28 protein-coding genes and 1 other annotated feature are annotated in these 24,629 nt (G+C 48.9%); of the genes, 27 read left to right on the top strand and 1 reads right to left on the bottom strand.

Annotation, left to right across the window (positions count from 1 at the left end; all coding sequences use genetic code 11):
• Nucleotides 1-173: 173 nt before the first annotated feature.
• Complete coding sequence (locus G6R28_RS03440) at nt 174-875, top strand: adaptor protein MecA (protein ID WP_238479267.1); 702 nt, start codon at nt 174-176, stop codon at nt 873-875.
• 64 nt (nt 876-939) lie between these two features.
• Nucleotides 940-1,344: a rhodanese-like domain-containing protein gene (locus tag G6R28_RS03435; RefSeq protein WP_213792827.1), complete on the top strand. Its 405-nt coding sequence runs from the start codon at nt 940-942 to the stop codon at nt 1,342-1,344.
• A 56-nt stretch (nt 1,345-1,400) separates the two neighbouring features.
• On the opposite strand, the gene G6R28_RS03430 is transcribed toward G6R28_RS03435, so the two are convergent.
• Complete coding sequence (locus tag G6R28_RS03430) at nt 1,401-1,586, bottom strand: DUF3042 family protein (RefSeq protein WP_213792826.1); 186 nt, start codon at nt 1,584-1,586, stop codon at nt 1,401-1,403.
• 80 nt (nt 1,587-1,666) lie between these two features.
• Here G6R28_RS03430 and miaA point away from each other — a divergent pair, with 80 nt between their 5' ends.
• From miaA to lepA, 25 genes are all read left to right on the top strand, one after another.
• On the top strand, nt 1,667-2,590 hold the full coding sequence (miaA, locus tag G6R28_RS03425) for a tRNA (adenosine(37)-N6)-dimethylallyltransferase MiaA (protein WP_213792825.1): 924 nt from the start codon (nt 1,667-1,669) through the stop codon (nt 2,588-2,590).
• Complete coding sequence (locus G6R28_RS03420; RefSeq protein ID WP_213792824.1) at nt 2,580-2,753, top strand: hypothetical protein; 174 nt, start codon at nt 2,580-2,582, stop codon at nt 2,751-2,753. The genes miaA and G6R28_RS03420 overlap by 11 nt, the downstream gene beginning before the upstream one ends.
• Before the next feature lie 96 nt (nt 2,754-2,849).
• Nucleotides 2,850-3,857, top strand: a complete 1,008-nt coding sequence (locus tag G6R28_RS03415) for a rod shape-determining protein (RefSeq protein WP_213792823.1) — start codon at nt 2,850-2,852, stop codon at nt 3,855-3,857.
• A 70-nt stretch (nt 3,858-3,927) separates the two neighbouring features.
• On the top strand, nt 3,928-4,782 hold the full coding sequence (gene mreC / locus G6R28_RS03410; protein WP_213792822.1) for a rod shape-determining protein MreC: 855 nt from the start codon (nt 3,928-3,930) through the stop codon (nt 4,780-4,782).
• Nucleotides 4,783-5,307 carry a rod shape-determining protein MreD gene (gene mreD / locus G6R28_RS03405; protein WP_213792821.1) on the top strand — a complete coding sequence of 175 codons (525 nt, stop codon included), beginning with the start codon at nt 4,783-4,785 and terminating at the stop codon, nt 5,305-5,307. It begins immediately after the preceding gene.
• A gap of 39 nt (nt 5,308-5,346) precedes the next feature.
• Nucleotides 5,347-5,575 (top strand) — a binding site (T-box leader).
• 52 nt (nt 5,576-5,627) lie between these two features.
• The gene (locus G6R28_RS03400) at nt 5,628-6,269 is read left to right on the top strand and encodes an amino acid ABC transporter permease (protein ID WP_213792820.1); all 642 of its coding nucleotides are present in this window, start codon (nt 5,628-5,630) and stop codon (nt 6,267-6,269) included.
• A 2-nt stretch (nt 6,270-6,271) separates the two neighbouring features.
• Nucleotides 6,272-6,910, top strand: a complete 639-nt coding sequence (locus G6R28_RS03395; RefSeq protein WP_213792819.1) for an amino acid ABC transporter ATP-binding protein — start codon at nt 6,272-6,274, stop codon at nt 6,908-6,910.
• Nucleotides 6,907-7,764 (top strand): amino acid ABC transporter substrate-binding protein, encoded by an 858-nt coding sequence (locus G6R28_RS03390; protein WP_213792818.1) that lies wholly within the window; start codon nt 6,907-6,909, stop codon nt 7,762-7,764. Before G6R28_RS03395 ends, G6R28_RS03390 begins: the two co-directional genes overlap by 4 nt.
• Nucleotides 7,765-7,827: 63 nt before the next feature.
• Nucleotides 7,828-9,087 (top strand): M16 family metallopeptidase, encoded by a 1,260-nt coding sequence (locus G6R28_RS03385; protein WP_213792817.1) that lies wholly within the window; start codon nt 7,828-7,830, stop codon nt 9,085-9,087.
• A complete protein-coding gene (gene yfmH / locus G6R28_RS03380; RefSeq protein ID WP_213792816.1) occupies nt 9,084-10,352 on the top strand; it encodes an EF-P 5-aminopentanol modification-associated protein YfmH in 1,269 nt (422 codons plus the stop codon). Before G6R28_RS03385 ends, yfmH begins: the two co-directional genes overlap by 4 nt.
• Nucleotides 10,352-11,206, top strand: a complete 855-nt coding sequence (locus tag G6R28_RS03375; RefSeq protein ID WP_213792815.1) for a helix-turn-helix domain-containing protein — start codon at nt 10,352-10,354, stop codon at nt 11,204-11,206. Before yfmH ends, G6R28_RS03375 begins: the two co-directional genes overlap by 1 nt.
• Before the next feature lie 10 nt (nt 11,207-11,216).
• Nucleotides 11,217-11,792 (top strand): CDP-diacylglycerol--glycerol-3-phosphate 3-phosphatidyltransferase, encoded by a 576-nt coding sequence (gene pgsA / locus G6R28_RS03370; RefSeq protein WP_213792814.1) that lies wholly within the window; start codon nt 11,217-11,219, stop codon nt 11,790-11,792.
• A 125-nt stretch (nt 11,793-11,917) separates the two neighbouring features.
• Entirely contained in the window at nt 11,918-13,027 is a 1,110-nt protein-coding gene (gene recA / locus G6R28_RS03365) for a recombinase RecA (protein WP_213792813.1), read from the top strand.
• A gap of 171 nt (nt 13,028-13,198) precedes the next feature.
• Nucleotides 13,199-14,080 carry a phosphate ABC transporter substrate-binding protein PstS family protein gene (locus G6R28_RS03360; protein ID WP_213792812.1) on the top strand — a complete coding sequence of 294 codons (882 nt, stop codon included), beginning with the start codon at nt 13,199-13,201 and terminating at the stop codon, nt 14,078-14,080.
• Between the two features lie 15 nt (nt 14,081-14,095).
• Complete coding sequence (gene pstC / locus G6R28_RS03355; protein WP_213792811.1) at nt 14,096-15,019, top strand: phosphate ABC transporter permease subunit PstC; 924 nt, start codon at nt 14,096-14,098, stop codon at nt 15,017-15,019.
• Entirely contained in the window at nt 15,019-15,903 is an 885-nt protein-coding gene (pstA, locus tag G6R28_RS03350) for a phosphate ABC transporter permease PstA (RefSeq protein ID WP_213792810.1), read from the top strand. The genes pstC and pstA overlap by 1 nt, the downstream gene beginning before the upstream one ends.
• A gap of 85 nt (nt 15,904-15,988) precedes the next feature.
• Nucleotides 15,989-16,753, top strand: a complete 765-nt coding sequence (pstB, locus tag G6R28_RS03345; protein ID WP_420798098.1) for a phosphate ABC transporter ATP-binding protein PstB — start codon at nt 15,989-15,991, stop codon at nt 16,751-16,753.
• Nucleotides 16,750-17,517: a phosphate ABC transporter ATP-binding protein PstB gene (gene pstB, locus G6R28_RS03340; protein WP_213792808.1), complete on the top strand. Its 768-nt coding sequence runs from the start codon at nt 16,750-16,752 to the stop codon at nt 17,515-17,517. Before pstB (G6R28_RS03345) ends, pstB (G6R28_RS03340) begins: the two co-directional genes overlap by 4 nt.
• 45 nt (nt 17,518-17,562) lie before the next feature.
• Nucleotides 17,563-18,237 (top strand): phosphate signaling complex protein PhoU, encoded by a 675-nt coding sequence (gene phoU / locus G6R28_RS03335; RefSeq protein ID WP_213792807.1) that lies wholly within the window; start codon nt 17,563-17,565, stop codon nt 18,235-18,237.
• 110 nt (nt 18,238-18,347) lie between these two features.
• Nucleotides 18,348-18,704, top strand: coding sequence for a phage holin family protein (locus G6R28_RS03330; RefSeq protein WP_213792806.1), 357 nt, complete (start codon nt 18,348-18,350; stop codon nt 18,702-18,704).
• Between the two features lies 1 nt (nt 18,705).
• Nucleotides 18,706-19,671 carry an HPr(Ser) kinase/phosphatase gene (gene hprK / locus G6R28_RS03325; RefSeq protein ID WP_213792805.1) on the top strand — a complete coding sequence of 322 codons (966 nt, stop codon included), beginning with the start codon at nt 18,706-18,708 and terminating at the stop codon, nt 19,669-19,671.
• Nucleotides 19,664-20,674: an NAD(P)H-dependent glycerol-3-phosphate dehydrogenase gene (locus G6R28_RS03320; RefSeq protein ID WP_213792804.1), complete on the top strand. Its 1,011-nt coding sequence runs from the start codon at nt 19,664-19,666 to the stop codon at nt 20,672-20,674. Before hprK ends, G6R28_RS03320 begins: the two co-directional genes overlap by 8 nt.
• 68 nt (nt 20,675-20,742) lie before the next feature.
• Nucleotides 20,743-21,618 (top strand): UTP--glucose-1-phosphate uridylyltransferase GalU, encoded by an 876-nt coding sequence (galU, locus tag G6R28_RS03315; RefSeq protein WP_213792803.1) that lies wholly within the window; start codon nt 20,743-20,745, stop codon nt 21,616-21,618.
• 102 nt (nt 21,619-21,720) lie between these two features.
• On the top strand, nt 21,721-22,665 hold the full coding sequence (trxB, locus tag G6R28_RS03310) for a thioredoxin-disulfide reductase (protein ID WP_213792802.1): 945 nt from the start codon (nt 21,721-21,723) through the stop codon (nt 22,663-22,665).
• 156 nt (nt 22,666-22,821) lie between these two features.
• Nucleotides 22,822-24,615, top strand: coding sequence for a translation elongation factor 4 (gene lepA, locus G6R28_RS03305; protein WP_213792801.1), 1,794 nt, complete (start codon nt 22,822-22,824; stop codon nt 24,613-24,615).
• Nucleotides 24,616-24,629: the final 14 nt, after the last annotated feature.

The raw sequence follows: 24,629 nt of genomic DNA, 5'->3' as shown, positions 1-24,629 counted from the left end.
AAAAGTAGTTGCCGGAACGCTGGCTGCGAGGATAGGACGACGCGATGCCTGTACATAGTAAACAACAGTAGAACGATGACGTTCAGCTGTTGTTTTTTTTATTGTTTTTGTTTAAAATGTAATAAATACTAGATGAAATTCAAGTAGTCTTCTGGTGAAACAGAGGTGATCAGATGGAAATGGAACGTATTAACGATAACACCATTCGGGTAATGGTCGAAAACGACGACTTGAAGGACCGTGGCACTTCAGTGCGCGATTTGTTATCTGACCGGAACAAAATTGAAAATTTCTTTTATAACATCTTGTCTGAATTAGACACGGATCAGGACTTTGTCGACAATGATAAGGTTTCCTTTCAAGTGCTTCCCAATCAAAACGGCTTAGAACTCTTTATTTCGCGTTTAGATGATGAGGAGGCCTTTGGCTCCTTCTTGCAATCGATTGCAAAGGAACAAGAGGAGATGGCGAACGCACAAGAAAACGATATCTCGGCCATTGACGATCTTTCCTTTGAAAAGAAACAGGCCCTACAAGAAACAGACCAGACAAAATCTTCCACGAAGCCCGCAATGGCTGCTGGTCGAATCGATGTGATCGTTCTTGACCAATTCGAGTCACTCCTGTCATTGACGGCTGTTTTGGAACACTTTGATGGACAGTCAGTCATTTACCGCTATCAAGGTAAGTATTTCTTGTCGGTTGATTCACGCTATTTAGATTGGACTTCTGCTGAACTCAACGCCTTTTTCGCCACCTTAGTGGAGTATGGCCGCTTTGCTAAGCAGTCTTCTTCCTTCTTAGCTGAGCACGGTGAGGTGCTCTTTTCCGGAAATGCCATTCAACAGGTAAACGAAATTTTTGCTAAGGCCTGATTGCTTTGGCGAAAGTGGATAAAGTCAGGTATAATGGCTATATTATCTTTTTTGGAGAGACTTCATGCAGCTATTTTCTTTTATTTCACTGATTTTATTCTTTATTCTTGTTTTCTACGTTTTGTCCTTTGTTTTGACAAACACGTTGGCGCGTCAGCGGGGAACGGTTCTGAAAGCAACGAAGTTCGTTGAATCAGTTCAAGAGGCTAAAAACGCGCAGTTAATTGATGTTCGTGAAAAGGAACCTTTTAAGCGTTCGCACTTGAAGGGGGCCCGGAACATGCCGGCGATGGCTTTGAGCCAGGGTAAGACTGGATTGCGTAAGGATTTACCAATTTTCGTTTATGGTGACACTCTGCAAGCCGCTTCAGCCATTGCTAAACGCTTGAAGAAGGAAGGTGCTTCCAAAGACCAGGTCTTCTTGATGGCTGGTGGCTACCGGCAATATGTAGCACGAGCAAAGCGATAAAGGCATAAATAAAAAGAATCGCTTGTAAAAGCGATTCTTTTTATTTCATCACTGAATTAGAAACGTGATTGGTGCGCTGCCTTTGAACGGCGAACGGCTTGCTTTGAAACTTCTTCGTATTGTTCGTCTGCTTGTTCTTGTGGTGCAATCACAGCCTTCTTGTATCCGAATGCTGTTGCGGCTGCCGCAACGGCTGAACCAAGTACACCTGCAATCACGCCAGTTTTAAATCCCTTTGCCATGATGTTCTCCTTTTCTACTTTGAGTCTATTATCGTTGATTCAAGCCAATTTGTAAACGGGGTAGCCCAGAAATGACTATGATGAAAAAAACTAAAGTAGTGGTGATTGCTGGCCCGACAGCTTCTGGTAAGACAGGGCTAGCCATGAACCTAGCTGATCGCTTTAATGGTGAACTGGTATCGGCTGATTCCATGCAAGTTTATCAAAACCTGGACATTGGTACCGCCAAAGCCGATTCTGAAGAATTAAAAAGGGGTCCGCAACACCTATTGGATTTGGTCGACGAACGAGCCGATTTTTCGGTTGCGGACTTTTTAAAGGCGGCGGATCAAGCAATCGAAGATATTCAAAGTCGGGGGAAGCTGCCAATTGTTGTTGGCGGAACTGGCTTTTACGTGAAGGCACTGCTTGGTCAGCAGTCCCTGGACTTTGCACCCTCGAACGAAGAGGAAGTCAAAAAGGATGAAGAACGTCCCTTAGCCGAATTGGTTGCTGAGCTGAAAGCTGGAGCTGATCAAAGCTTGCTTGAACGGGTTGATTTGCAGAATAAATCCCGGGTTTTACGGGCCTTGCAGATTATGCGCCATGGGGAAAAGAAGGCTACTGACGCGGAGAAAAGGCCCCAGTACGAAGCCTGTGTTCTAGCCATTGACTGGCCACGGGAGAAACTCTATGAACGGATTAATGGGCGAGTCGAAAAGATGTTGTCGCTTGGCTTGGAAACAGAAGCTCGGCATCTCTATGAACTGGGTGGTCTGAAATTACAAGCCGGCCGGGGGATTGGCTACAAGGAGTTCTATCCGTATTTTGAGGGGCGAGCGACTTTGCCTGAGGTTGTTTCGGCCATTCAGCAAGATTCCAGGCGCTATGCCAAACGACAGCTCACTTACTGGCGGCACCAAATTGATGGGTTAGAATGGGTTGAGGGCGAAAAAGCCGACGCTCTCGCACAAAAACGAGTCAGTGAATTTTTAAGGATTAAGGATGCAGCAAATGGATTATAAAGAAGCGCTAATGAATCTACGCGATGGAAAGATTGACGAAATCTTGGTCGAACCCGAAAACTTCCCAGACTTTCAAAAAGCCTGGTCGGCCTTTCCCTATCAGAACACGGTTCGCGGGATCGCTCACCGGGCTGGAAAAGTCACTTACGTTCGGGCAAAATAGCCTGTTCAAGAATTTGATTTGTGCTACAATATTAGCAAGTAAAGTAAAACTAAAAATGGCCAGCTAGCGGCTTGGCCCTAATTGAGAGGCAAGATTGTGGCATTATCTTTTGGACAACATAACGTCGGTATCGACTTGGGAACCAGCAACACTTACGTATACGTAGAAGGTAAGGGAATCGTTTTGCGCGAGCCTTCTGTTGTGGCTCGGAATACTGAGACAAACGAAATTATCGCGGTTGGAGAAGAAGCCCGTGCTATGCTCGGCCGGACCCCTGCATCCATCGCAGCAATCCGTCCGATGCGTGATGGTGTGATCGCCGATTACGATACGACGGTTGCCATGATTTCTTACTATTTGAAGAAGGCCTTGGGTGGCCGTGTTGGTAAGCCATTTGTAACGCTTGGTGTACCCGCAAAGATTACGGCCGTTGAACGTCGTGCCGTCATCGACGCTGCTCGCGTGGCTGGTGCCCGCGATGCTTACGTATTGGAAGAACCCTTTGCCGCTGCCATTGGTGCGGGTCTGCCAGTTATGGAACCAACTGGTTCCATGGTCGTTGACTTTGGTGGGGGAACGACGGATGTCGCCACGATTTCACTTGGTGGAATTGTGTCATCACGTTCGACTCGCTTTGCCGGTGATAAGTTGAACGAAGCCATCATTTCCTTTGTTCGAAACAACTATAACTTGGCCATCGGTGAAACGACGGCCGAACGGTTGAAGATTGAAGTTGGCACGGTTTCCTTGCAAGACGCCAAGGAAATCCCTGCTTCTGAAGCGCGTGGTCGTGACCTGTTGACTGGTTTGCCAAAGACCATCGAAGTACAGGCCATCGACGTGGCCCAGGCCATTCAAGATCCCGTGAACGAAGTGGTTAACGCCATTCGTGAAACGCTGGAATCAACGCAACCAGAAATCGCCGCCGATGTCATCGACCACGGAATGGTTTTGACCGGTGGGGGCGCTCAGTTGCGCGGCTTGCCCGAAATGATTGAATCGGTTACCAAGGTTTCCGTCATCGTTGCGGAAGATCCAATGGACGCAGTGGTGAAGGGTGTTGGTGAATCACTCAAGTCACTTGAAATTTTGCGCCGTAACTAATGAACTTTTTTAAAAAAGCGTAGCGCTTGCGCTACGCTTTTATTTGTCAGCGCAGAGGGAGTAGTTGAATATGCGTAAAATCTTTTCATCACGGACCATTGTATTACTGATGATTGGCTTTCTGGTCGTTGTTGGTTTAATCGCCGGTTCGAACTGGTGGTCAAAAAAGACGAATAACCCACCGTTCTTTCAACGGGTTGTCAATGACTTAACGGGTGGGGCTGCCAAAGTCATCTCGATTCCAACCAATGCCGTTGGAACACGGGCCAATTCCTTAGCCAACTTGTTAAACACTTTTTCTGAAAACAAGGCCTTAAAGGCCAAAGTCGATGGTTATGCACAAAACAAAGTGAAGTTGCAAACCGTTGAAGAGGAAAACCAGTCCTTGAAAAAGCAGTTGGATTTGAAAAAGTCCTTAACGGATTACGAAACACTTTCAGCCGTCACGACTTCTCGTTCACCAACAACCTGGAATTCACAGTTGGTGATTGATAAGGGGGCCAAGTCCGGTGTGAAAAAGGGGATGGCCGTGCTGGGTGATTCCGGCATTATCGGTCTGGTAACCGAAGTTAACACGGTTAATTCAAAGGTGACCCTGATTTCAGACACTTCTGAAGACACGAACCGAATCGCCATTACCGTCAAGGGTGGTTCCGGTGATACCAACGGCATTGTGACCGATTACGATGCGGATAAGAAGATGCTCGTCATGAGTTCAATTGCCAATTCGGCCAACGTGAACAAGGGCGATACGGTGGTTACTTCAGGACTTGGTGGCCTGGTGCCATCCGGCCTCTTGGTTGGTAAAATTTCGGAAGTTACCTCTGATTCGTATGGTTTGTCAAAGAAGATCTACATTGAGCCTTCTTCTGACCTTTCAAAGATCGCAACGGTTCTCGTTGCAAAGAGTAGTATGGAGTCCTAAATGGCAGGTTGGCAATTTATTCGCTTTCAATTTATCTTTCCAATCATTCTGTTGATTCTCTTTTTGGTCGACGGAAACTTGGCCGCTTCGCTTGGTTTCTTGATGAAGGAACCAATCCACGCCATGCCCATGTTGACTTTTACTTGGCTTTTTTACGCCATTCAGTTCGGTGTTCAAAAAGAAATCCCCTACTACAGCTACGTTGTAATCTTCGGTGTGTTGTTTGATATCTTTTACACGGGCATTCTCGGCACTTACACGGTGGCCTTTCTACTGGCGACCATTGTCATGGACCGCTTGCGTCCCTATTTTGATGAACGAATGATGTCTGGGCTCTTGCTCTTGTTGATTGGTCAGATTGTCTATTTGCTAGTGACCTTTGTGGCTGGGCAGTTGATTGGTTCAGCCAACCTGTCCATTCTGTCCTTCGTGGTCTACTTGGTTTTGCCAACGGCTGCCTTTAACTTGATTATGGCTGCTATTTTCTACTTCCCGGCCTGGTCGCTTTTTCAGCGCCTGGTCTAGGCTTGCAAAGTCGTCTTTGGGCCGTTATAATTAAAGCAAGATAAATCGTTGACTAGGCGAGTAGCAGTGTTTCTTCTTTCAGGAAGCTTACGGGGATTGCGAGTAAGTAGAGAACCACTGTGAAACACCCCTAGGAGTGTGTGTGTGAAATGATAGTAGCGCACATCGGTTGTGCCCGTTACGCACGAACGTTTCTTAGAAACGTTTTGAGATTTGGCCAGTGATGGTCGAATAACAATGAGGTGGGACCGCGTTTAACGCCCTCTAAGCAGCTTTGCTTGGAGGGCGTTTTCTATTGTTGAACGAAAAGGGAGTATCTGATGGAAAATGTAATGACTTTCTTACCCGGCATTTTGTCCGGCTTACAAATGACACTGGGTGTCTTCTTTATTACGATTATTGGGTCGATTCCACTTGGAATCTTGGCCTCTTTGGCCATGAAGTCACCCTACTTCACCGTTCGCTGGCTGGTGAATGGCTACATCTGGATTATGCGGGGAACGCCCTTGCTATTGCAGCTGATTTTCATCTACTATGGCTTAGCCATGGTAGGCTTGCCTTTCAGCCGCTTTGAATCGGCCGCCTTTGCCTTTATCATCAACTACGCAGCCTACTTGGCCGAAATCTTCCGTGGTGGCTTACAGTCCGTGCCACAGGGCCAGTTTGATGCCGCCAAAGTCCTCGGCTTGTCAAAGACGCAAACCTTCTTCAAAGTCGTCTTGCCACAGGTTATTAAGATTGTCGTGCCTTCCTTTGGTAACGAAGTCGTAAACCTAGTCAAGGACACTTCCTTGATTTACGTCATTGGTTTGGGCGACATTCTCCGTGCAGGTTCGATTGCGGCTGCCCGTGACGTGACCCTGGTTCCATACTTGATTGTTGGTGTGCTCTACCTATTGATGACGGCCGTTGTGACCATCATTTTGCGGGCCAGTGAAAAGCGCCTGAACGTTTGGAGGTAATCATGATTAAAATCGATAAGTTATCCAAGCAGTACGGGGATAAGGTCATTTTTAAAGACCTGTCACTGACGCTTCAAGACGGGGAGATTTTAGCCATTCTTGGTCCTTCCGGAATCGGTAAGACGACCCTGATTAAGACCTTAACGGGGTTGGAAGAGGCCCAGTCTGGTGAAGCGACGATGGATGGGCAGGACTATGCCATTTCAGACCCAGCCTTTACCTCCCAAATTGGGCTGATTTTTCAGGATTTCAACCTTTTCCCACACTTGACGGTCCGGGAAAACATTCTACTGGCACCGCTGACGGTTAAAAAGATGGACCGGGTGGATGCCGAGACCAAGGCCAATGATTTACTGACTAAGCTGGGCTTGTCCGAACAGGCCGATCTCTATCCCTATCAACTGTCCGGTGGTCAAAAGCAGCGGGTCGGCATTGCCCGGGCCCTGGCCATGGATCCGCAGGTCATCGCCTACGATGAACCAACCTCTGGCCTCGATGAGAAGGCGACGGAACAGGTGGTCGACGTCATGTTAACCCTGAAAAAAGAAGGGGTGTCCCAGTTGGTCGTCACCCACGACTTGCCCTTTGCTGATAAAGTCGCCGATGAAACCTTCGACTTTGAAAAAGAGGTTAAGCGATGATTTCAAAGCAGAAGAAAATCATTGTCAATTCCCTTGTGGCTCTTGCCTTCTTCGCCCTGCTGGCCCTGACCCTTGTGACGGTCTTAAAGCCTAGTAACGGCAAAGTCGTGGCCCGTGATGACAAGTGGTCTGAAATCAAGGCGAAAAAGTCGATTACCATCGGCCTAGACGACACCTTTGTGCCAATGGGCTTCCGGGATAGTTCGGGTAAGATTGTCGGTTTTGATGTTGACTTGGCCGAAAAGGTCTTTTCAAACATGGGTATTAAGGTGAACTGGCAGCCAATCGATTGGTCGATGAAGGAAACCGAATTGAATACCGGAAACATTGATGCGCTCTGGAACGGTTACACGAAGACCCCCGAGCGGGCCAAGCAGGTTGCCTTTTCAAGCACCTACCACCGGGCCCAATTAGCCCTGGTGGTGAAGAAGTCCTCGGGTGTTCATGACTTTGCCGAAATGGCCGGTAAGGTCCTCGGGGTTCAAACCGGTTCCTCCGGTGAAACGGCTTTGAATAATGAGCCGAACGTCTTGAAGCGATACATTGCCGGGCAAAAAGCCGTTGGCTATGACACCTTCGATAAGGCCTTTACCGATTTGAACGCCAACCGAATCACTGGACTCTTGGTCGACGAGGATTACGCTCGCTACTACATTAAGCAGCAGGCCAATCCAAATGACTATGCAGTTTTGACCGGTAACTTTGCCATTTCAGACGACGTCGTCGCCTTCCGAAAGGGCGATAAGGGGCTGCAAAAGGCAGTCAACCAACAGCTAGCCAAGTTGGAAAAGAGCGGTTACTTAGCCGAGCTCGAAAAGCGTTGGTTTGGTCAAAGCAGTCAAGACTTAAAATGATGAAGATAACCTCAGGTCGCGTTCGGGTTGGTCCCGCACGCGACTTTTTTAGGAGAAGTGAAAATGGTTGAAGAAAAACGGGCGCTGCAATGGCTCAACGTGCATGAAAGCCAAAAATTTAACACCAATTCCGTAATGCTGGCCTTTGTCCAGAAAGCAAAAGAGGGGGCGGCTAGTCGCCGGGCGCTTTTATCCTACTTAATGGCGGTTTCTTCGAATCGTTACCAAAAACAACAGGCGGTCGCGAAGCGCTTAATGGCCCTTTACGGTGCCTCCTTTTCAGTGCGCGTGCAGGCATACGGCCAATTGAATCTGCTGCTTTTTAACCTCTCCTTTGTAAAAAAGTCCAGCTTGCCCGACAGTCAACAAGGCATCGACGACCTTGCCATGACCTTTTTTAAGGAGATGGTTTTTAACCAGAACTGGCAGCGCTTGGTCGAGCAGCCTGAGCTATTAGCCGCCGAGAAAAAGAATCTGCAGCATGCAATCCTAAACCGTCAGGATGATAAAGTCGCTTTGGCCCTAGACGAAGCCCGGACCCATCTTTTTGCCGACCAGGCCCTCCGTGAATCCATTTTGGGTAGGGTTGACGAAGTCGCTGCACTGACGGTTGCAGATATCGAGGCGGCCTATGCGGAAATGGTAGAAGAAGACGATCGACTGCTCTATGTGCACGGGGAAATGAGTGAAGAGCAAGTGGCTGCTTTTGTGCAGGACTGGCCGAAGCGTAAAAACAATTCAAGCAGGGGGCTTTTAGTCAAACGGCCCGAGTTGCGCAAAGGGCCGTTGACCTGGCTTGAAAACGCCGACTTTCAACAGGCGGTCACACTGGCTCACTACCAGTTAGAAGAAGGACAGCAGAACTTGGCGGTTGCCTTGATCTTTAACGCCCTTTTGGGGGCCGGTCCGGCTTCCTTACTCTTTACAGAAATTCGGGAGAAACGTTCCTTGGCCTACCAAATTTCCTCCCGGCTACAGTGGGACCTGGGAATGGTGACTGTCTTAGGCGAGTGTGCAAAAGACAGTGCGCGTGAAGTGCTTGGCTTAGTCGATGAGCAAATGGAACGGATTGCCCGGGGGGACTTTTCAACGGCAGCCTTTGATCAGGCCAAAAAAACGGTTTTAGCAGCCCGTTTAAGGTTGGTAGACGATCTGCAGGCCCAAAGCCAAGAGGGGTTGTTGCGACGCCTTCTGCCGGGCTTAATGGCAGAAGAAGACTTGTTGAAAGCATTGGACAGTGTCGGTGCGTCGGACCTGCAGGACTTTGCCTTTAAACTTAAAAAAGTCGACAGCTTCATCATGGCAGAAGAGGAGGGCAAATGATGAATCGAGATCAGCAAAAGGAAGCGGTTGACTGCTTTTACACGGCCGATGGCCTGCGGGTTAACCTCATTCAAAGACCCGGTTATGAACAAACCGTGGCCGCCCTTTCCGTTGCCATGGGCTCCCTGTCGACGAGCTATGAAGATGACCGGGGGCAAAAGCAGGCCGTGCCAGCCGGTACGGCCCACTTTTTGGAGCACAAGCTCTTTGATAAGCCAAGTGGGGATGTCTTGATTGACTTTACCAACCTGGGGGCCGATGCCAACGCCTTCACGACCATGGATCAGACCTGCTATTATTTTTCGACAAACCAGTCGGTTGAGAAGGCCCTGGATTTGTTGCTGCATTTTGTCCAAGAACCCTACTTTACGGAAGAAACGGTCGCTCGCGAGCGGGGGATTATTGAAGAAGAGATTGCCAGTTATCAAGACGACCCCTTTTCAATCCTCTACCAGGGTGTCTTGAAGACTGCCTTTGAAAAGAGTCCGCTGGCAGACGACATTGCGGGAACGCCGGCTTCTTTGAAAGAGATTACGGCCGAACTGCTTTACCAAGTCCACGCACGCTTCTACCAACCCGCTAACCTCAGCCTGACCGTTGTTTCGGGAAAAGAGCCCGACCAATTAAGAGACTGGATTGTAAAAAGTCAGGCCAGGCTGGGCTTGAAAAAAGGAGCGGTGCCTGCAGGGGTACAACTGAGCCTGCCCCAAGATCAAAGGCGGCAGGGGAGTACCAAGGCTGCGGTGCAACGAGAAAAGCTGGCCCTTTTGAAGCGGCTGCCTCTGGTGGACGGAAGGCCGTTTACTGAACAGCGTCTACTTGCCGAAATCGCCTTGGATCTGACCTTCGGTGAGCAGACAGACTGGTATCAAAAGCAGTATCAAGAGGGCCGTTTGGGCGACGACTTTGACTACGAGGTGCAGGTGCTAGACGGTGTCGCCTTCCTGCTCTTCTTCTCCTCTGCTGATGATGTCTCAAATCAGGCCGAACTGATTGAAAAGCGCTTGGCAAATCTGATTGCGATTGTCCAGGAAGCAGGGGGTGACTTTGACCTTTTGAAAAGGGCCTTGATTGGCGAAAACAGCATGCAGCAGGACCGCTTGGAACAACTGGCTTTGGACGATGATTTAGCCTTGTACGGGCTGTCACTCTTTGATAAAATGAAGATATTAGCAAGGTTTGAGCATGGCGATGTCATCGCCTATGCCAAAACAGCGTTACAACCGGGTCCTTTGACCCAATTTACGTTAAAGAAGTTGAGATAATGGTTGAAAATTTGACGAGTGAAGTACGGCAAGAATTGAAAGACGCCAGGGAGAAGAAGGGTTACTCCTTTGAACAACTGGCCGAAATGACGAAGATTCAGCCAAAGTTTTTAAAGGCAATTGAAGAAGACGACCAGGATGTTTTACCCAGTCCCTTCTATACCCGGGCCTTTGCCAAGAAGTTTGCCGCAGCGGTTGGCTTGGATCCCGACGACCTCTTTGGTGAGGTGGACTTTGATCCATACGTGTCCTCTGATTTGTCCTACGCCCACCGCGATGACGACGGCATTGTCCGAGCCGGTGTGAGCGACAGCGAGACTTTCAAGTCCCGCTTCCGTGGTTGGATTCCAAAGATTTGGCTCTTGATTTTGGCCTTAGCGGTTTTGGCGGTTGCCTGGTTTGTGATGACCCGTGTGAATAACGGGGGAAGCAACTCCTCGAACGACACGGTTCAGGTTGCTTCATCGTCTGTTCCACAACCATCATCATCGACCTCTTCCTCTTCTGCGGCAAACGCCGTTAAGTTGGAAAACCCTCAAACGGATACAACCAACAAGAAGACCACCTATAACGTGGCCAACTCCTTGACTCAGAGCCACAAGTTGGTTATTAAGGGCCAGGACGGCGATAGCACGGTCAAAGTCACGGACGGAACCGGGAAGGTCCTCTTCAACAAGACGGTCACAAAGGATGCCGAAGAATCCGTTGATCTGCCAGCTAACACGGCTGCCGTTACGATTGCGGCCGGACAAATTAGTCACGTCACAATGACGGTTAACAACACGCACGTTGATGTGCCAAACTTGCCAAACGGTTCGACGGTTTGGAACGTGTTGTTGAACTTTAACAAGTAAGGGGAGTGTCATGAACTTACCAAACAAATTAACGGTTTTTCGTATTGTCTTAATTCCGGTCTTTATTCTCTTGCTGTCTTGGCCAGGCCAAGACGACGCCCTCTTCATGGCTGAACCAAGCATGAACTGGGTCTTGGCGGCCATCGTCTTTGCCATTGCCTGCCTAACTGACTTTTTAGACGGACAGATTGCTCGTCGAAAGAACTTGGTCACCAACTTTGGAAAGTTCTTCGACCCTTTGGCCGATAAGCTGTTGGTGATGACGGCTCTGATTTACCTGACGGCCTTTTTGCAGGTGCCCGCCTGGGTCACGACGGTGATTGTCATCCGTGAGTTAGCCGTGACTGGTTTGCGGACCCTTGTTGTTGAAAACAACGGGACGGTCTTGGCGGCCGCTTGGCCTGGCAAGATCAAAACCTTCTCGCAAATGTTTGCCATCTTCTTCCTCTACTTGAAGGACTGGCCATTTGCTAGTTTTGGTTTTCCAATTGGCGAGGTGCTGCTCTACATTGCGGTCTTCTTTACAATCTATTCGGGAATCGATTACTTCTGGCAAAACCGCTCGGTTTTTGCAGACGGACTATAAGCGCGATGAGCGCTTTTTTCGTTTCATTAGGTAAAGGGGGAAATAAAGCGAACAAATGTTCGAAAAAATCTTGCAATTTAAAACGGTTATCCGTAAACTATTGGTAGACGATAAGGAGTTTTCATATGGTTGCAAAGAAAACGAGTGATAACAAGAAGGACGGCCGTCAGGCTGCCTTAAACGAAGCGCTCAAAAAAATTGAAAAGAATTTTGGTAAGGGGTCAATCATGACCCTTGCTGATAACCAAACTACACAAATCGCCACTTCACCATCTGGTTCCGTTAAGTTGGACGTGGCCCTTGGCGTTGGTGGTTACCCAAAGGGACGAATTGTCGAAGTTTATGGACCAGAATCATCTGGTAAGACGACGATTGCTCTCCACGCCGTTGCCGAAATTCAAAAGGCCGGCGGAACGGCTGCCTACATCGATGCCGAAAACGCATTGGACGTGAAGTACGCCGAAGCGTTGGGTGTTAAGAAGGATGAATTGCTGTTGTCTCAGCCAGACACTGGTGAACAGGGACTTGAAATTGCCGATGCCCTGGTTCAGTCCGGTGCCGTTGACATGGTCGTGGTCGATTCCGTTGCCGCCCTGGTTCCCCGTGTGGAAATCGAAGGGGAAATGGGGGATGCCCACGTTGGATTGCAGGCCCGTTTGATGTCCCAGGCCCTTCGTAAGTTGGCCGGAACCTTGAATCGCACGGGAACGATTGCCATTTTCATTAACCAGATTCGTGAAAAGGTCGGGGTCATGTTTGGTAATCCAGAAACGACACCCGGTGGTCGTGCCCTGAAGTTTTATTCAACGGTTCGTCTGGAAGTTCGCCGTTCAACGCAGATTAAAGACGGGGCCGACGTCATGGGAAACTTGACCAAGGTCAAGGTTGTCAAGAACAAGGTCGCTCCGCCCTTTAAGGTGGCCGAAGTGGACATCATGTATGGAAAGGGAATTTCACAAACTGGTGAAATCCTTGACTTGGCCGTTGATCAAGACATCATTGACAAGGCTGGTTCATGGTATGCCTACCAAGGGGAACGAATTGGCCAAGGTCGTGAAAAGGCCAAGGAATACCTCGATGATCCCGAACATGCCGAACTGCGTGAAGACTTGTACCGTCAAGTGCGAAACGCATACGGAATTGGTGATGAGGTTGCTACTGAAGCTGGGCCTGATGAAACGGACGCAGGAAAGCCTGCCGAAGACGATGGCTTGACGGATGAACCAATTATCTAAAAATTAAGATATTAATTTACTTTCAAAAAGCGTGTTAAACGCTTTTTTTTGTTATAATGGCCTTGTTCCTTTCTAACCGACATTTTTGTTTTGACAAATCCGCTGCTTAGTTATGGAACATTTTTTCTGTTGTTAGTTTATCTTTTGCACACAGTAGGGGAAAAAACACTCATGCAAAGATCGCATCGTGGGGCCGTGATTACGACCCTTGTCCTCGTTTTCATTGCTGGACTCCTCGTGTTTGCTTACCAAACACGGGATAAGAATGGAAACAATGCGCCAATCACCGCCGTCGGATCGACTGCCCTTCAACCATTGGTTGAAGCGGCCGGGGAGGACTTTCAAAAGTCACATCCCGGAGTTTCAGTAACCGTTCAAGCTGGCGGTTCTGGAACAGGTCTCTCCCAAATTGCACAGGGAGCCGTTTCCCTTGGTAACTCCGATTTGTATGCGGAGGAGAAAAAGGGGATTTCGACGAAGGACTTAGTTGACCACCGGGTTGCCGTTGTTGGTATCATGCCAATCGTTAACAAGCAGGTAGGTGTCGACAATTTGACACTGAACCAGCTAACTGAGATTTTCACTGGCAAAATTACCAATTGGAAGCAGGTTGGTGGTGCCGACAAGAAGATTGTGCTGGTCAACCGGGCTGCTGGTTCTGGAACCCGTGCCGCTTTTGAAAAGTGGGCAATGAATGGTGCAACCTCAAAGGAAGCCCAGGAACAGGATTCATCCGGAATGGTCAAGTCAATCGTGCAAAACACGCCTGGGGCCATTTCATACGTGGCCTTTGCCTACCGTTCAAGCGATGTGACGGCTGTCAAAGTCAACGGGGTAGAAGCAACCGACCAAAACGTTGAAAACGGCACTTACCCAATTTGGTCCTATGAGCACATCTACACCAAGGGAAAGCCAACTGGGGACACGGCCAAGTTCTTGTCCTACATGAACTCCTCTTCCTTCCAGAAGAAGTACGTTGAAAAGCTTGGCTATATCTCCGTACAAAAGATGCAGATTGATCGTGACCTGAACGGTCGGATCACCCGTAAATAAGGGGAATGCTGAACAATGGATTTAATTACTGAAAAAATTAAAAAAACTTCCTTATCCACGAAACAGGATCGCTTTGGTAAGTTCATTTCGATCTCCGCACTGATTTTGATTGCCGCCATTGTGGTGCTCATTTTCGCCTTCGTGATTACACGAGGGATTGCGACTTTTACAACCAACAAGGTGTCACTTACGCACTTTCTTTTTGGTACTGACTGGAATCCCAGCGTGGTCAATAAGAAAACCGGCTTGCCCGGCGTTGGTGCACTGCCTTTGATTGTTGGCTCCCTAGCCGTTACTTTCTTGGCCGCCATTATCGCGACTCCCTTTGCCATTGGGACTGCGGTTTTCATGACCGAAATTGCCAAGAAGCGTGGGTCCAAGATTATGCAGCCGGTCATCGAGCTCCTGGTGGGAATTCCCTCCGTTGTTTACGGTGTGATTGGTTTGACAGTTGTGGTACCGGCCATCCGTTCCGTCTTTGGCGGAACCGGTTTGGGGATCTTATCTGGAACAATCGTGCTCTTTGTCATGATTTTGCCAACGATTACCTCCATGACGGTCGACACCCTAAAAGGGGTGCCCCGGCACTACCGTGAATCGGCTTTGGCCATTGGGGCGACCCGCTGGCAGATGATTTACAAAGTCGTGCTCCGGGCTGCCATTCCAGGTATCTTGACGGCCATTGTCTTTGGAATGGCCCGGGCCTTTGGTGAAGCGCTGGCCGTTCAAATGGTGATTGGAAACGCGGCCAACATGCCCGATTCCCTGGTCTCACCGGCTGCGACTTTGACATCCGTGTTGACGATGGGCATTGGAAATACGGTCATGGGCTCACTGCAAAACAACGTTTTGTGGTCACTGGCCATGATTCTCTTGCTAATGTCACTGATCTTTAATGTCTTAATCCGCATGATTGGACGTAAAGGAGAGATGAAATAATGAATGCAAAGACTGCTGATAAAGTCGCCACGGGCGTCATTTATACCATTGCCGCTTCCGTGGCCTTGGTTTTGGTGGCCATGCTTGCCTTTATCCTCGTACGTGGCTTGCCACACCTTTCCTGGCACTTTCTGACGGCACCGGCCCGCTCCTTTGAAGCCGGTGGGGGAATTGGTGTACAACTCTTCAATTCCTTCTACCTGTTGATTTTAGCCATGCTGATTTCCTTCCCAATTGCCCTTGGGGCGGCGATTTACTTGAATGAATACGCGAAGCCAAGTCTCTTTATTACCATTGTCCGCACGGCCATCGAAGTGATGTCATCACTTCCATCCGTTGTTGTTGGACTCTTTGGCTTCTTGATTTTCGTGGTCAAGTTTCACTTAGGCTTTTCAATTCTTTCTGGTGCGATTGCCTTAACGATTTTCAACCTGCCCATTTTGACACGGTCGATTGAAACGTCATTGAGCCAGATTCCAAACTTGCAGCGTGAAGCCGGGGCGGCCCTTGGCCTTTCCCGCTTTGAAACGGTCTTGCACATTATCTTGCCCGCCTCCGTTCCCTCAATCGTGACCGGTGTCGTTATTTCTGCCGGTCGTGTCTTTGGTGAAGCGGCTGCTTTGATCTATACGGCCGGACAGTCGGCACCGAGCCTGGACTTTACCGACTGGAATCCCTTTAACATGGCGTCACCACTTTCGCCATTCCGACCAGCCGAAACTTTGGCAGTGCACATCTGGAAGATTAATTCCGAGGGAATTATGCCGGATTTGTCAGCTGTCTCAGCTGGCGCCTCGGCCGTCTTGATCATTGTTGTTTTGCTCTTCAATTTCTCTGCAAGGCGACTAGGCACACTTTTGTACAAGAAGTTAACGAATTCGTGAGGTTAACATGACCGATAAAAGTCAAGAATTAAAGCCAGTATCCGAATTCATTTCGGATACACGGCCCGAACGCTTTGTCTACCAAATGGATAGCGACCGCCATGAAATCGCCCTTTCGACAAAGGACCTGCAGGTCCACTACGGCGAAAAGTTGGCCCTTTCAGAAGGTGACCTGTCCTTTGAACGCTACAAGATTACCTCTTTGATTGGGGCTTCTGGTTCTGGTAAGTCGACTTTCCTGCGCTCACTGAACCGCATGAACGACGGGGTGGCCAACGTTACCGGAAAGATTCTATACCGGGGCTTGGACATCAATTCCAAGGATATCGACGTTTACGAAATGCGTCGGCACATCGGCATGGTCTTCCAACGGCCCAACCCCTTTGCCAAGTCAATTTACGACAACATCACCTTTCCTCTGACCCGTCGTGGTAAGTACACGAAGGCGGAACTGGATGAAATCGTGGAGACGACTTTGAAGCAGGCGGCCCTCTGGGACCAGGTCAAAGACGAACTGAACAAGTCCGCCTTGGCCCTTTCAGGTGGTCAGGCCCAGCGTTTGGTGATTGCCCGTGCCCTGGCCTTGAAGCCCGATATTTTGCTCTTGGACGAACCCTCATCGGCCCTTGATCCAATTTCATCGGCCAAGTTCGAAGAGACTTTGTTGGAGTTGAAGCAGTACTACACGATTATCATCGTGACGCACAACATGCAGCAGGCTGCTCGAATTTCGGATTACACGGCCTTCTTCCACCAGGGGAAGGTGATTGAGTACGACCTGACCCGTAAGATTTTCACTCGCCCAAAGGTCAAGCTGACCGACGATTATATTTCAGGTAATTTTGGATGACAAAAGAAAATGAAACAATCTTAGAAACGAGCAACGTGAAGCTCTGGTATGGTAACAAGGAAGCCTTGCACGGAATCGACTTGGACTTTCCAGAAAAGGGCATTACGGCCTTAATCGGACCCTCTGGTTCCGGAAAGTCGACCTATCTGCGTGCCTTAAACCGCATGCACGATTTGGAAGACAACGTGACTGTGACCGGCTCTTTTAACTTCATGGGCCAAGACATTTACGCACCAACAACCGATACGGTTGAACTGCGCAAAAAGATTGGCATGGTCTTCCAACAACCAAACCCCTTCCCATTCTCCATCTATGACAACGTGGCCTTCGGCTTGCGCCTTGCAGGGGTGAAGGATAAGGCGGTGTTGGACAAGGCCGTTGAGGAATCCTTGAAGGCGGCTTCCATCTGGGAAGAAGTCAAGGATAACCTGGGCAAGTCTGCTCTGGGACTTTCTGGTGGTCAGCAGCAGCGTGTCTCCATTGCCCGTGTCTTGGCTACCCAGCCCGACCTTTTGTTGTTAGATGAACCGACCTCTGCTTTGGATCCGGTTTCGGCTCACAACATTGAAGACACCCTCTTGGAATTGCGTGACCAGTACGCCATGATTATCGTGACGCACTCGCTGTCACAGGCTTCTCGAATTTCGGACCGGACCGCCTTCTTCATGAATGGCGACTTGGTCGAAGTCGGGGATACACGAAAGATTTTCATCAATCCTAAAAAACAAGAAACCGCTGATTACATCTCCGGTCGTTTCGGATAATGAGAGTTGTTTAGCCACTGGCTTTAAAATTGAAAGGAAATTGCGATGCGTCGACTATTTGATGATGAATTAGCTGATTTGGACTCATCCTTTACTGAAATGGGTGAACTGGTTGCCAAGACCATTCAGGCGGCCGTACAATCCTTTATTAAGCACGATCGTGAAGGGGCCCGCACGATCATTGATCACGATTACAAGATCAACGAGCGGGAAGCGGCTTTGGAAAAGAAGACCTTTGAAATGATCGCCCTTTACCAGCCGGTCACAACGGACCTGCGCGAAATCGTGACGATTTTGAAGGCCGTTTCCGTACTGGAACGGATGGGGGATCAGGCCCGCAACATCGCGACCTCAACCATTCGTGTGAAGGGAACCAAGCACATGAAGGCCATTGAAAAGCAATTGGGCGAAATGGGTGAATTGGTTGCCACGATGGTTTCGGAAGTCATGGCCTACTACGTTAAAAACGATGCGTTGGGTGCCGAAAACATTGCGGCAAAGAACCACCAGCTATCAAACGCCGCTGCCAAAGTCCGAACGGACTGCGTGCAGGGGATGAAGGAAGACCCTGAATTGGTTGATTCAGCCGCTGACTACTTGGTGATTGCCGGTTACGTCAAGCGTATTGGTGATTACACGACGGACATTGCCGAATGGATTGTCTACAAGCGCACGGGGAAGATTATTGAATTGAACCCTGGTTATAACTACTTCATTTAATGAATTTTTCCACAAAAAGCCCGTTTGAGGGCTTTTTTTACTGCTTTTAATTTAAGCCATAAGTAGACTTTGGTATAATGGGGATAAGAAATCGAATTGAAGGAGTGCCTATGCGCTTTATCATGCAAACGGCCGTCAACATGGCCGTCTTCCTGGCCTGTGCCCTAATTTTTCCAAACGGCTTTATCTTAGAGAACATGACCGTGGCGGCGGTGGCCGCCCTCGTCTTGACCATCCTAAACCGCTTGTTAAAGCCGGTCTTGAAGGTTCTGGCCCTGCCCTTGCTGATTGTTAGCCTCGGGACTTTTTCATTGATCATCAACGCCGCTTTGTTGGAGTTAACGGCCTACTTCGTGCCTGGCTTTGCCTTTGAAAGCTTTTGGTGGGCCTTCTTAGTGGCCGTTTTGATGACCGTTGCAAACCTGGTTTTCATGAACCAAACCCGAATTGAAATGAGGAGGCAGTAAGATGGCAGTAAAAAAGGTAACAGTGAAGGACCTGGTTGACCACACACGGTTAACGATTGTATCCGGCCATGACTATTTGAATCGGACAATTTCAACGGCTGACATTTCTCGTCCCGGCCTTGAAATGACCGGTTACTTTACTTACTACGCACCGGAGCGAGTGCAGTTGCTGGGAATCACGGAAACGTCCTTTTCAGAACGGATGTCCCACGATGAATTGCTCATGGTTTATCGAAAGATGGCCGATGAAAAGACACCGGCTTTCGTCGTTTCGACAAACTTACCAATTGCTGATGAATTGAAGCAGGCGGCAGAAGAGGCCCAGATTCCAATTCTGACCACCCACTTAACTTCTTCTCAAATCCTGTCCAACATGACCTACTACTTGGGTGGGGAATTGGCACCCCGCCAAGCCGTCCACGGCGTTTTGATTGACGTCCACGGACTGGGCGTTCTGATTACCGGGGATGCCGGGATTGGAAAGACTGAATCGGCCCTCGAATTGATTCAGCAGGGCAAGGCCCGCCTGGTTGCCGATGACCGTGTCGACATTCATCAAGAAGACGAACAACGCTTGATTGGTCAACCCTCTGAGGTCTTGCGTAATTTGATGGAAGTCCGTGGTGTTGGAATCATTGATGTCCAACAGGTATACGGAGCCGTTTCCGTTCGGTCACACGCCTCCATTCGCCTAAACATTCACCTGTCAAACGGTAAGATTGGTGAAGAAAACTTTGATCGTCTGGGTAACGAAGACGAGACCTTGGATATTTTAGGGGTCAAGATTAAGAAGATGGTCGTACCGGTTACGCCTGGTCGAAACACGGCTTCTGTCATTGATGCCGCCGCCGTTAAGTTCCGTACTCAAAGCATGGGTTACGATGCCTTGCAGACCCTGCAAGAACGAATGGATAAGGCCATCCAAGAAAACCAAAAAGAAGATGCTGAGGAAAAGAAACATGACTAAGATTGCAGTCCTTGGTGCCGGTTCATGGGGAACGGCGCTGGCAAACACGATGGCCAAAAACGGTCAAAACGTGATGATGTGGTCACACAAGGCTGAGCAAGCCAAAGAGATCAGCGGGCAAAAGACAAACGAGCGCTATTTGCCAGGGGCCAAGTTGGATGACCGTCTTCAGGCCACCGCTGACATGGCGGCCGCTGTGAAGGGGGCTGACGTTGTGCTCTTCGTTGTGCCAACTAAGGCCATTCGCGAAGTAGCCAAACAATTGGCGGGAATTCTTAATGAAAACAAGCAGCAGGTCGTGTTGGCCCATGCGGCAAAGGGCCTTGAGCAAAAGACCCACCTGCGGATTTCTCAAATGATTGCAGAAGAGGTTCCTGCAGAAGCCTACACTGGTTTGGCAGTCATTTCTGGTCCTTCCCACGCCGAAGACGTGGTCAAGGGTGACTTGACGGCCATTTCAATTGGTTCGACGAACCCTGCGGCTGCCAAAGTCTTGCAGGAAGCCCTAGCCAACGCCCACTTCCGTCCCTATACGAATACCGACTTGGTCGGTTCGGAACTCGGTGGTGCCTTGAAAAACATCATCGCCATTGGATCGGGGATGTTGATCGGCAAGGGCTTTGGGGCAAACGCCCAGGCTGCCTTGCTCACCCGGGGCTTGGTTGAAATTCGCCAGGTTGGTCAGGCCCTAGGTGCCGAACCGGAGACTTTCTTAGGCTTGGCCGGTATTGGAGATTTGATTGTGACGGGGATGTCACCAAATTCACGTAACTACCGTGCCGGAGTTGCCTTGGCATCCGGCAAGCCTTTAGCCCAAGTCGAAGAGGAGATGGGCATGGTCATTGAGGGTGTGAACACGATTAAGGCCGTTGTTGACTTTGAAAAGGAATACGACCTGGACCTGCCAATCACAAGAACCCTCTACCAAGTGATTTACGAAGGCAAGACCATCGATCAGGGAATTAACGATTTGATGACAAGGCCATTGAAAGCTGAAGATTAAGCAAAGTTTTGCTATAATGGAAAAGAACGACGGTCCGTTTCTTCGGGCCGATAAGAAAGTAGGATAGAATGAAACCTGTACGTAAAGCCATTATCCCAGCAGCTGGTTTGGGAACGCGTTTTTTGCCCGCTACCAAGGCACTTGCTAAGGAAATGTTGCCAATTGTTGATACCCCAACGATCGAATACATTGTTCGTGAAGCCATTGCTTCTGGTATCGAAGACATCGTGATTGTTGATGGAAAGTCAAAGCGCTCCATCGAAGACCACTTCGATTCCAACCCCGAATTGGAAAACAACTTGCGTGAAAAGAACAAGGTTGAGTTGTTGAAGTTGGTTGAAGAAACGACGGATATCAACATGTACTTCATCCGTCAGTCACGTCCAAAGGGACTTGGGGATGCCATCTTGACTGCCAAGAGCTTCATCGGCGACGAACCATTCGTTGTCTTGCTCGGCGATGACTTGATGCAAGACGAAGTACCGTTGACCAAGCAATTGATCGAACGATACAACGAAACCGGCGAATCAACTTTGGCCGTTATGGAAGTGCCTCACGACCGTGTTTCAGAATACGGGGTGATTGATCCTGCAGCCAAGGTCAAAGAAGACGGTCTTTACCGTGTGAAGTCCTTTGTTGAAAAGCCAAAGCCTGAAGAAGCCCCTTCTGATTTGGCCATCATCGGACGTTACCTCTTGACGCCTGAAATCTTTGAAGAATTGGAAAACACGAAGCCTGGTAAGGGTGGTGAAATCCAATTGACGGATGCCATCGATACTTTGAACAACCGTCAGCACGTGTATGCCCACAAGTTCATGGGTAACCGTTACGACATCGGTTCAAAGATTGGTTTCTTGGAAACAAACATCGAATTCGGATTGAAGCACCCACAAGTCAAAGATGAACTGCGTGCTTACATCAAGGAAATCGCGGCAAAGTTGTAATTAAAAAAGAGGTCTAGACACCTCTTTTTTTAATTAGACAAATGTATTTTTAAGATATACAATAAGAACCAAGGAATCATCCAAGTAAGGAAAGGAGTGCTTATGGCTGAAGAAGTGAAGAACTACGACGTCATCATCATTGGTGCTGGACCTGCCGGCATGACGGCAGCAACCTACGCCTCCCGTGCGGAATTAAAGACGGTCATGGTCGACCAGGGAATCTACGGGGGCCAAATGAACAACACGGCCGAAGTTGAGAACTACCCGGGTTATAACAACATCATGGGACCGGACCTTGCCGAGAAAATGTATGCTTCATCGACGCAGTTTGGTGCTGAATACGCCTTTGGTGCCGTTTCTGGCATCGAAGTGTTGGACAATCAGGACAAAGTCGTCCACACCGATATGGGCGATTTAAGGGCCCCTGCAGTCATTCTTGCAACCGGATCTGAGCACACGCACTTGGGTGTGCCAGGCGAAGAGGATTACCAGGGCAAAGGTGTTTCCTACTGTGCCGTTTGTGATGCCGCCTTCTTCAAGGGCGAATCTGTCACGGTTGTTGGTGGTGGTGACTCTGCTGTGGAAGAGGGACTTTACCTGGCCAACATCGTCAAGGACGTGACCATCTTTGTTCGCGGTGACCAGTTGAAGGCTCAGCCAATTCTGCAGGCCCGCGCGAAGAAGCAGGAAAACATCCGCTTTGTTTATAACACTTCCGTTACCGCAATTAACGGGAATGGGGAAGAAGTACAATCCGTTGACTTGAAAAACAATGAAACGGGCGAGACCTCTACCTTTGAAACGGCCGGTGTCTTTATTTACATCGGCTTGAAGCCAAATACGGCGGCCTTTAAGGACATGGGCATTACGGATCCGGCTGGCTGGATTAAGACCAACGAACGCTTGGAAACGGTCGTTCCTGGCCTCTTTGCTGCCGGAGATGTTCTGGTAAAAGACCTGCGGCAAATCACTACGGCCATTGGTGATGGTGGTTTGGCTGGTCAAGAGGCCTATAACTATGTTTCGGCCCTTGATGATGCGAAATAGTGTTTAGTTATTGAAAAGCAGCCGTCGTGTTGCTTTTCTTTTGTATAAAGGAGCGATTATGCCAATTCAACTCATTGGACTTCCATTCTAACTCATCGAATGGAATTGATTTAATCAGTGCCATTCAAGCAAGCTAAAATGAATGGAGAAACTGACATGCAAGAAAAATATATTCGAAATTTTGCGATTATTTCGCACATTGACCATGGGAAATCGACTTTATCAGACCGGCTGATGGAACTGACGGGAACCGTTTCAAAACGCGAAATGGCGCCTCAATTGTTGGATTCATTATCGGTTGAACAAGCCCATGGTGTAACGGTTAAGTCTCGTACGGTACAACTTCAATATCGAGCAAAAGACGGTCAAAATTATCGGTTAAATTTGATTGATACACCAGGACACGTCGATTTTGCCTATGAGGTGAGTAAAAGTTTAGCCGCCACTGATGGCGTTTTGCTTCTCGTGGATGCCACGCAGGGTGTGCAGGCACAAACGGTTGCCAACTGGCGACTGGCCCATGACCTAGGCTTGCCGATGATTCCGGTCATTAATAAAGTCGACTCAGCCCAAGCCGATGTTGACCGTGTTTATGACGAACTGATGGCATTGGATTCAACGCTGCTGTCGAAAACAATTTATCAAGTGTCGGCCAAAACGGGGCAGGGAGTCCCTGAGTTACTAGAGGGAATCGTCAAGGAATTACCTTCGCCAAAGGGGGATTCAAATCGTCCTTTAAAGGCCCTTGTTTACGATTCAGAATACGATGCCTATTTGGGTGTGATTACTCAAATCAGAGTAGTGGATGGCCAGCTGAACGCTGGGCAAACATTACGGTTCATGGCGACCAACAAGAGTTTTCAACCAAAAGAAGTCGGTGTATACCGGCCGGATCGAACGAAGACGAATCAGCTAAGTGCCGGGGAGGTTGGCTATGTCGTCACTGGCCTGAAGGAGCCTAAATTCGTCAAAATTGGTGATACGTTAACCAGTGCCAGTAAGGGTTGCCAGGAAGCGGTAAGCGGCTTTCAAGAACGGCAGCCGGTCGTCTACGCCGGAATTTTCCCAAAGGATGATTATCTATCCTTGAAAGAGGCGCTCTTAAAGATTGAACTGAACGATAGTGCGCTAACCATTGCAGAAGAGCATTCGGCAGCACTGGGACCCGGTTTTCGTGTCGGCTTTTTAGGGGTTTTTCATCTACAGATTATTCAGGAACGGCTGGCGAGTGAATATGGCATCGAAGTCATTGTGACTGCACCAAACGTTTCTTATCAAGTCCGTCAGGTTCAGGAAAAAGAGGCAATCACGGTTACAAATCCCGCTGAATTTCCTAGTTTTGAAAAAATTGAATCAGTAGAAGAGCCCATAGTGCTTGGTATTATTGATACACCGGGCGACTACCTGGATGCCGTGATGAAATTGGCCGAACGATACCGAGGGACTTTTGCAGACTTAGTTGATCAAGCAGGCGGTGTTCGCCTTTCCTATCGATTACCACTGGCTGAGATCGCCTATGACTTTTTCAACCAATTGAAGTCCATTACACATGGTTACGCTAGTCTGCAGACTAAAGCCATCGGCTTTGAAGAATCGGATTTGGTGAAAGTCGATGTTCAGGTTAACTATGCCAAAGTCGACGCTTTGGCTTTCGTTACGCACCGGTCAAAAGCGGCGGCTTTAACGCAAAAGGTGGTGCACGAACTAAAGATGACCATTCCAAGGCGTTTATACCCGATGCCAGTTCAGGCACTTGTCGAAGGGAAAGTCCTTGCCCGTGTTGACGTGCCCCCATTGCGCAAGAATGCTGCCGTGAATGGGGAACAGCGAAGTGTCTCTAAAAAGCAGGCCTTACTGCGCCGTCAAAATGTCAATAAGCGATCAGCAGCTCATCTTGATATTGTCTTACCACAAGAAGTTTTTAACGCGCTGCTTTCACTAAATGAATGAATATAAAAAAGCGT

This window comes from Fructobacillus papyrifericola (genome assembly GCF_018437235.1).
GTDB classification, from domain to species: domain Bacteria; phylum Bacillota; class Bacilli; order Lactobacillales; family Lactobacillaceae; genus Fructobacillus; species Fructobacillus papyrifericola.
Note: the sequence above shows the minus strand (reverse complement) of the source record. Positions and strands in the feature narration are given on the sequence as shown.

Coding starts and splice junctions, on each gene's coding strand:
- G6R28_RS03440 (WP_238479267.1), top strand. CDS start 174: ATGGAAATGGAACGTATTAACGATAACACCATTCGGGTAATGGTCGAA.
- G6R28_RS03435 (WP_213792827.1), top strand. CDS start 940: ATGCAGCTATTTTCTTTTATTTCACTGATTTTATTCTTTATTCTTGTT.
- G6R28_RS03430 (WP_213792826.1), bottom strand. CDS start 1,586: ATGGCAAAGGGATTTAAAACTGGCGTGATTGCAGGTGTACTTGGTTCA.
- miaA (WP_213792825.1), top strand. CDS start 1,667: ATGAAAAAAACTAAAGTAGTGGTGATTGCTGGCCCGACAGCTTCTGGT.
- G6R28_RS03420 (WP_213792824.1), top strand. CDS start 2,580: ATGGATTATAAAGAAGCGCTAATGAATCTACGCGATGGAAAGATTGAC.
- mreC (WP_213792822.1), top strand. CDS start 3,928: ATGCGTAAAATCTTTTCATCACGGACCATTGTATTACTGATGATTGGC.
- mreD (WP_213792821.1), top strand. CDS start 4,783: ATGGCAGGTTGGCAATTTATTCGCTTTCAATTTATCTTTCCAATCATT.
- G6R28_RS03400 (WP_213792820.1), top strand. CDS start 5,628: ATGGAAAATGTAATGACTTTCTTACCCGGCATTTTGTCCGGCTTACAA.
- G6R28_RS03395 (WP_213792819.1), top strand. CDS start 6,272: ATGATTAAAATCGATAAGTTATCCAAGCAGTACGGGGATAAGGTCATT.
- G6R28_RS03390 (WP_213792818.1), top strand. CDS start 6,907: ATGATTTCAAAGCAGAAGAAAATCATTGTCAATTCCCTTGTGGCTCTT.
- G6R28_RS03385 (WP_213792817.1), top strand. CDS start 7,828: ATGGTTGAAGAAAAACGGGCGCTGCAATGGCTCAACGTGCATGAAAGC.
- yfmH (WP_213792816.1), top strand. CDS start 9,084: ATGATGAATCGAGATCAGCAAAAGGAAGCGGTTGACTGCTTTTACACG.
- G6R28_RS03375 (WP_213792815.1), top strand. CDS start 10,352: ATGGTTGAAAATTTGACGAGTGAAGTACGGCAAGAATTGAAAGACGCC.
- pgsA (WP_213792814.1), top strand. CDS start 11,217: ATGAACTTACCAAACAAATTAACGGTTTTTCGTATTGTCTTAATTCCG.
- recA (WP_213792813.1), top strand. CDS start 11,918: ATGGTTGCAAAGAAAACGAGTGATAACAAGAAGGACGGCCGTCAGGCT.
- G6R28_RS03360 (WP_213792812.1), top strand. CDS start 13,199: ATGCAAAGATCGCATCGTGGGGCCGTGATTACGACCCTTGTCCTCGTT.
- pstC (WP_213792811.1), top strand. CDS start 14,096: ATGGATTTAATTACTGAAAAAATTAAAAAAACTTCCTTATCCACGAAA.
- pstA (WP_213792810.1), top strand. CDS start 15,019: ATGAATGCAAAGACTGCTGATAAAGTCGCCACGGGCGTCATTTATACC.
- pstB (WP_420798098.1), top strand. CDS start 15,989: ATGGATAGCGACCGCCATGAAATCGCCCTTTCGACAAAGGACCTGCAG.
- pstB (WP_213792808.1), top strand. CDS start 16,750: ATGACAAAAGAAAATGAAACAATCTTAGAAACGAGCAACGTGAAGCTC.
- phoU (WP_213792807.1), top strand. CDS start 17,563: ATGCGTCGACTATTTGATGATGAATTAGCTGATTTGGACTCATCCTTT.
- G6R28_RS03330 (WP_213792806.1), top strand. CDS start 18,348: ATGCGCTTTATCATGCAAACGGCCGTCAACATGGCCGTCTTCCTGGCC.
- hprK (WP_213792805.1), top strand. CDS start 18,706: ATGGCAGTAAAAAAGGTAACAGTGAAGGACCTGGTTGACCACACACGG.
- G6R28_RS03320 (WP_213792804.1), top strand. CDS start 19,664: ATGACTAAGATTGCAGTCCTTGGTGCCGGTTCATGGGGAACGGCGCTG.
- galU (WP_213792803.1), top strand. CDS start 20,743: ATGAAACCTGTACGTAAAGCCATTATCCCAGCAGCTGGTTTGGGAACG.
- trxB (WP_213792802.1), top strand. CDS start 21,721: ATGGCTGAAGAAGTGAAGAACTACGACGTCATCATCATTGGTGCTGGA.
- lepA (WP_213792801.1), top strand. CDS start 22,822: ATGCAAGAAAAATATATTCGAAATTTTGCGATTATTTCGCACATTGAC.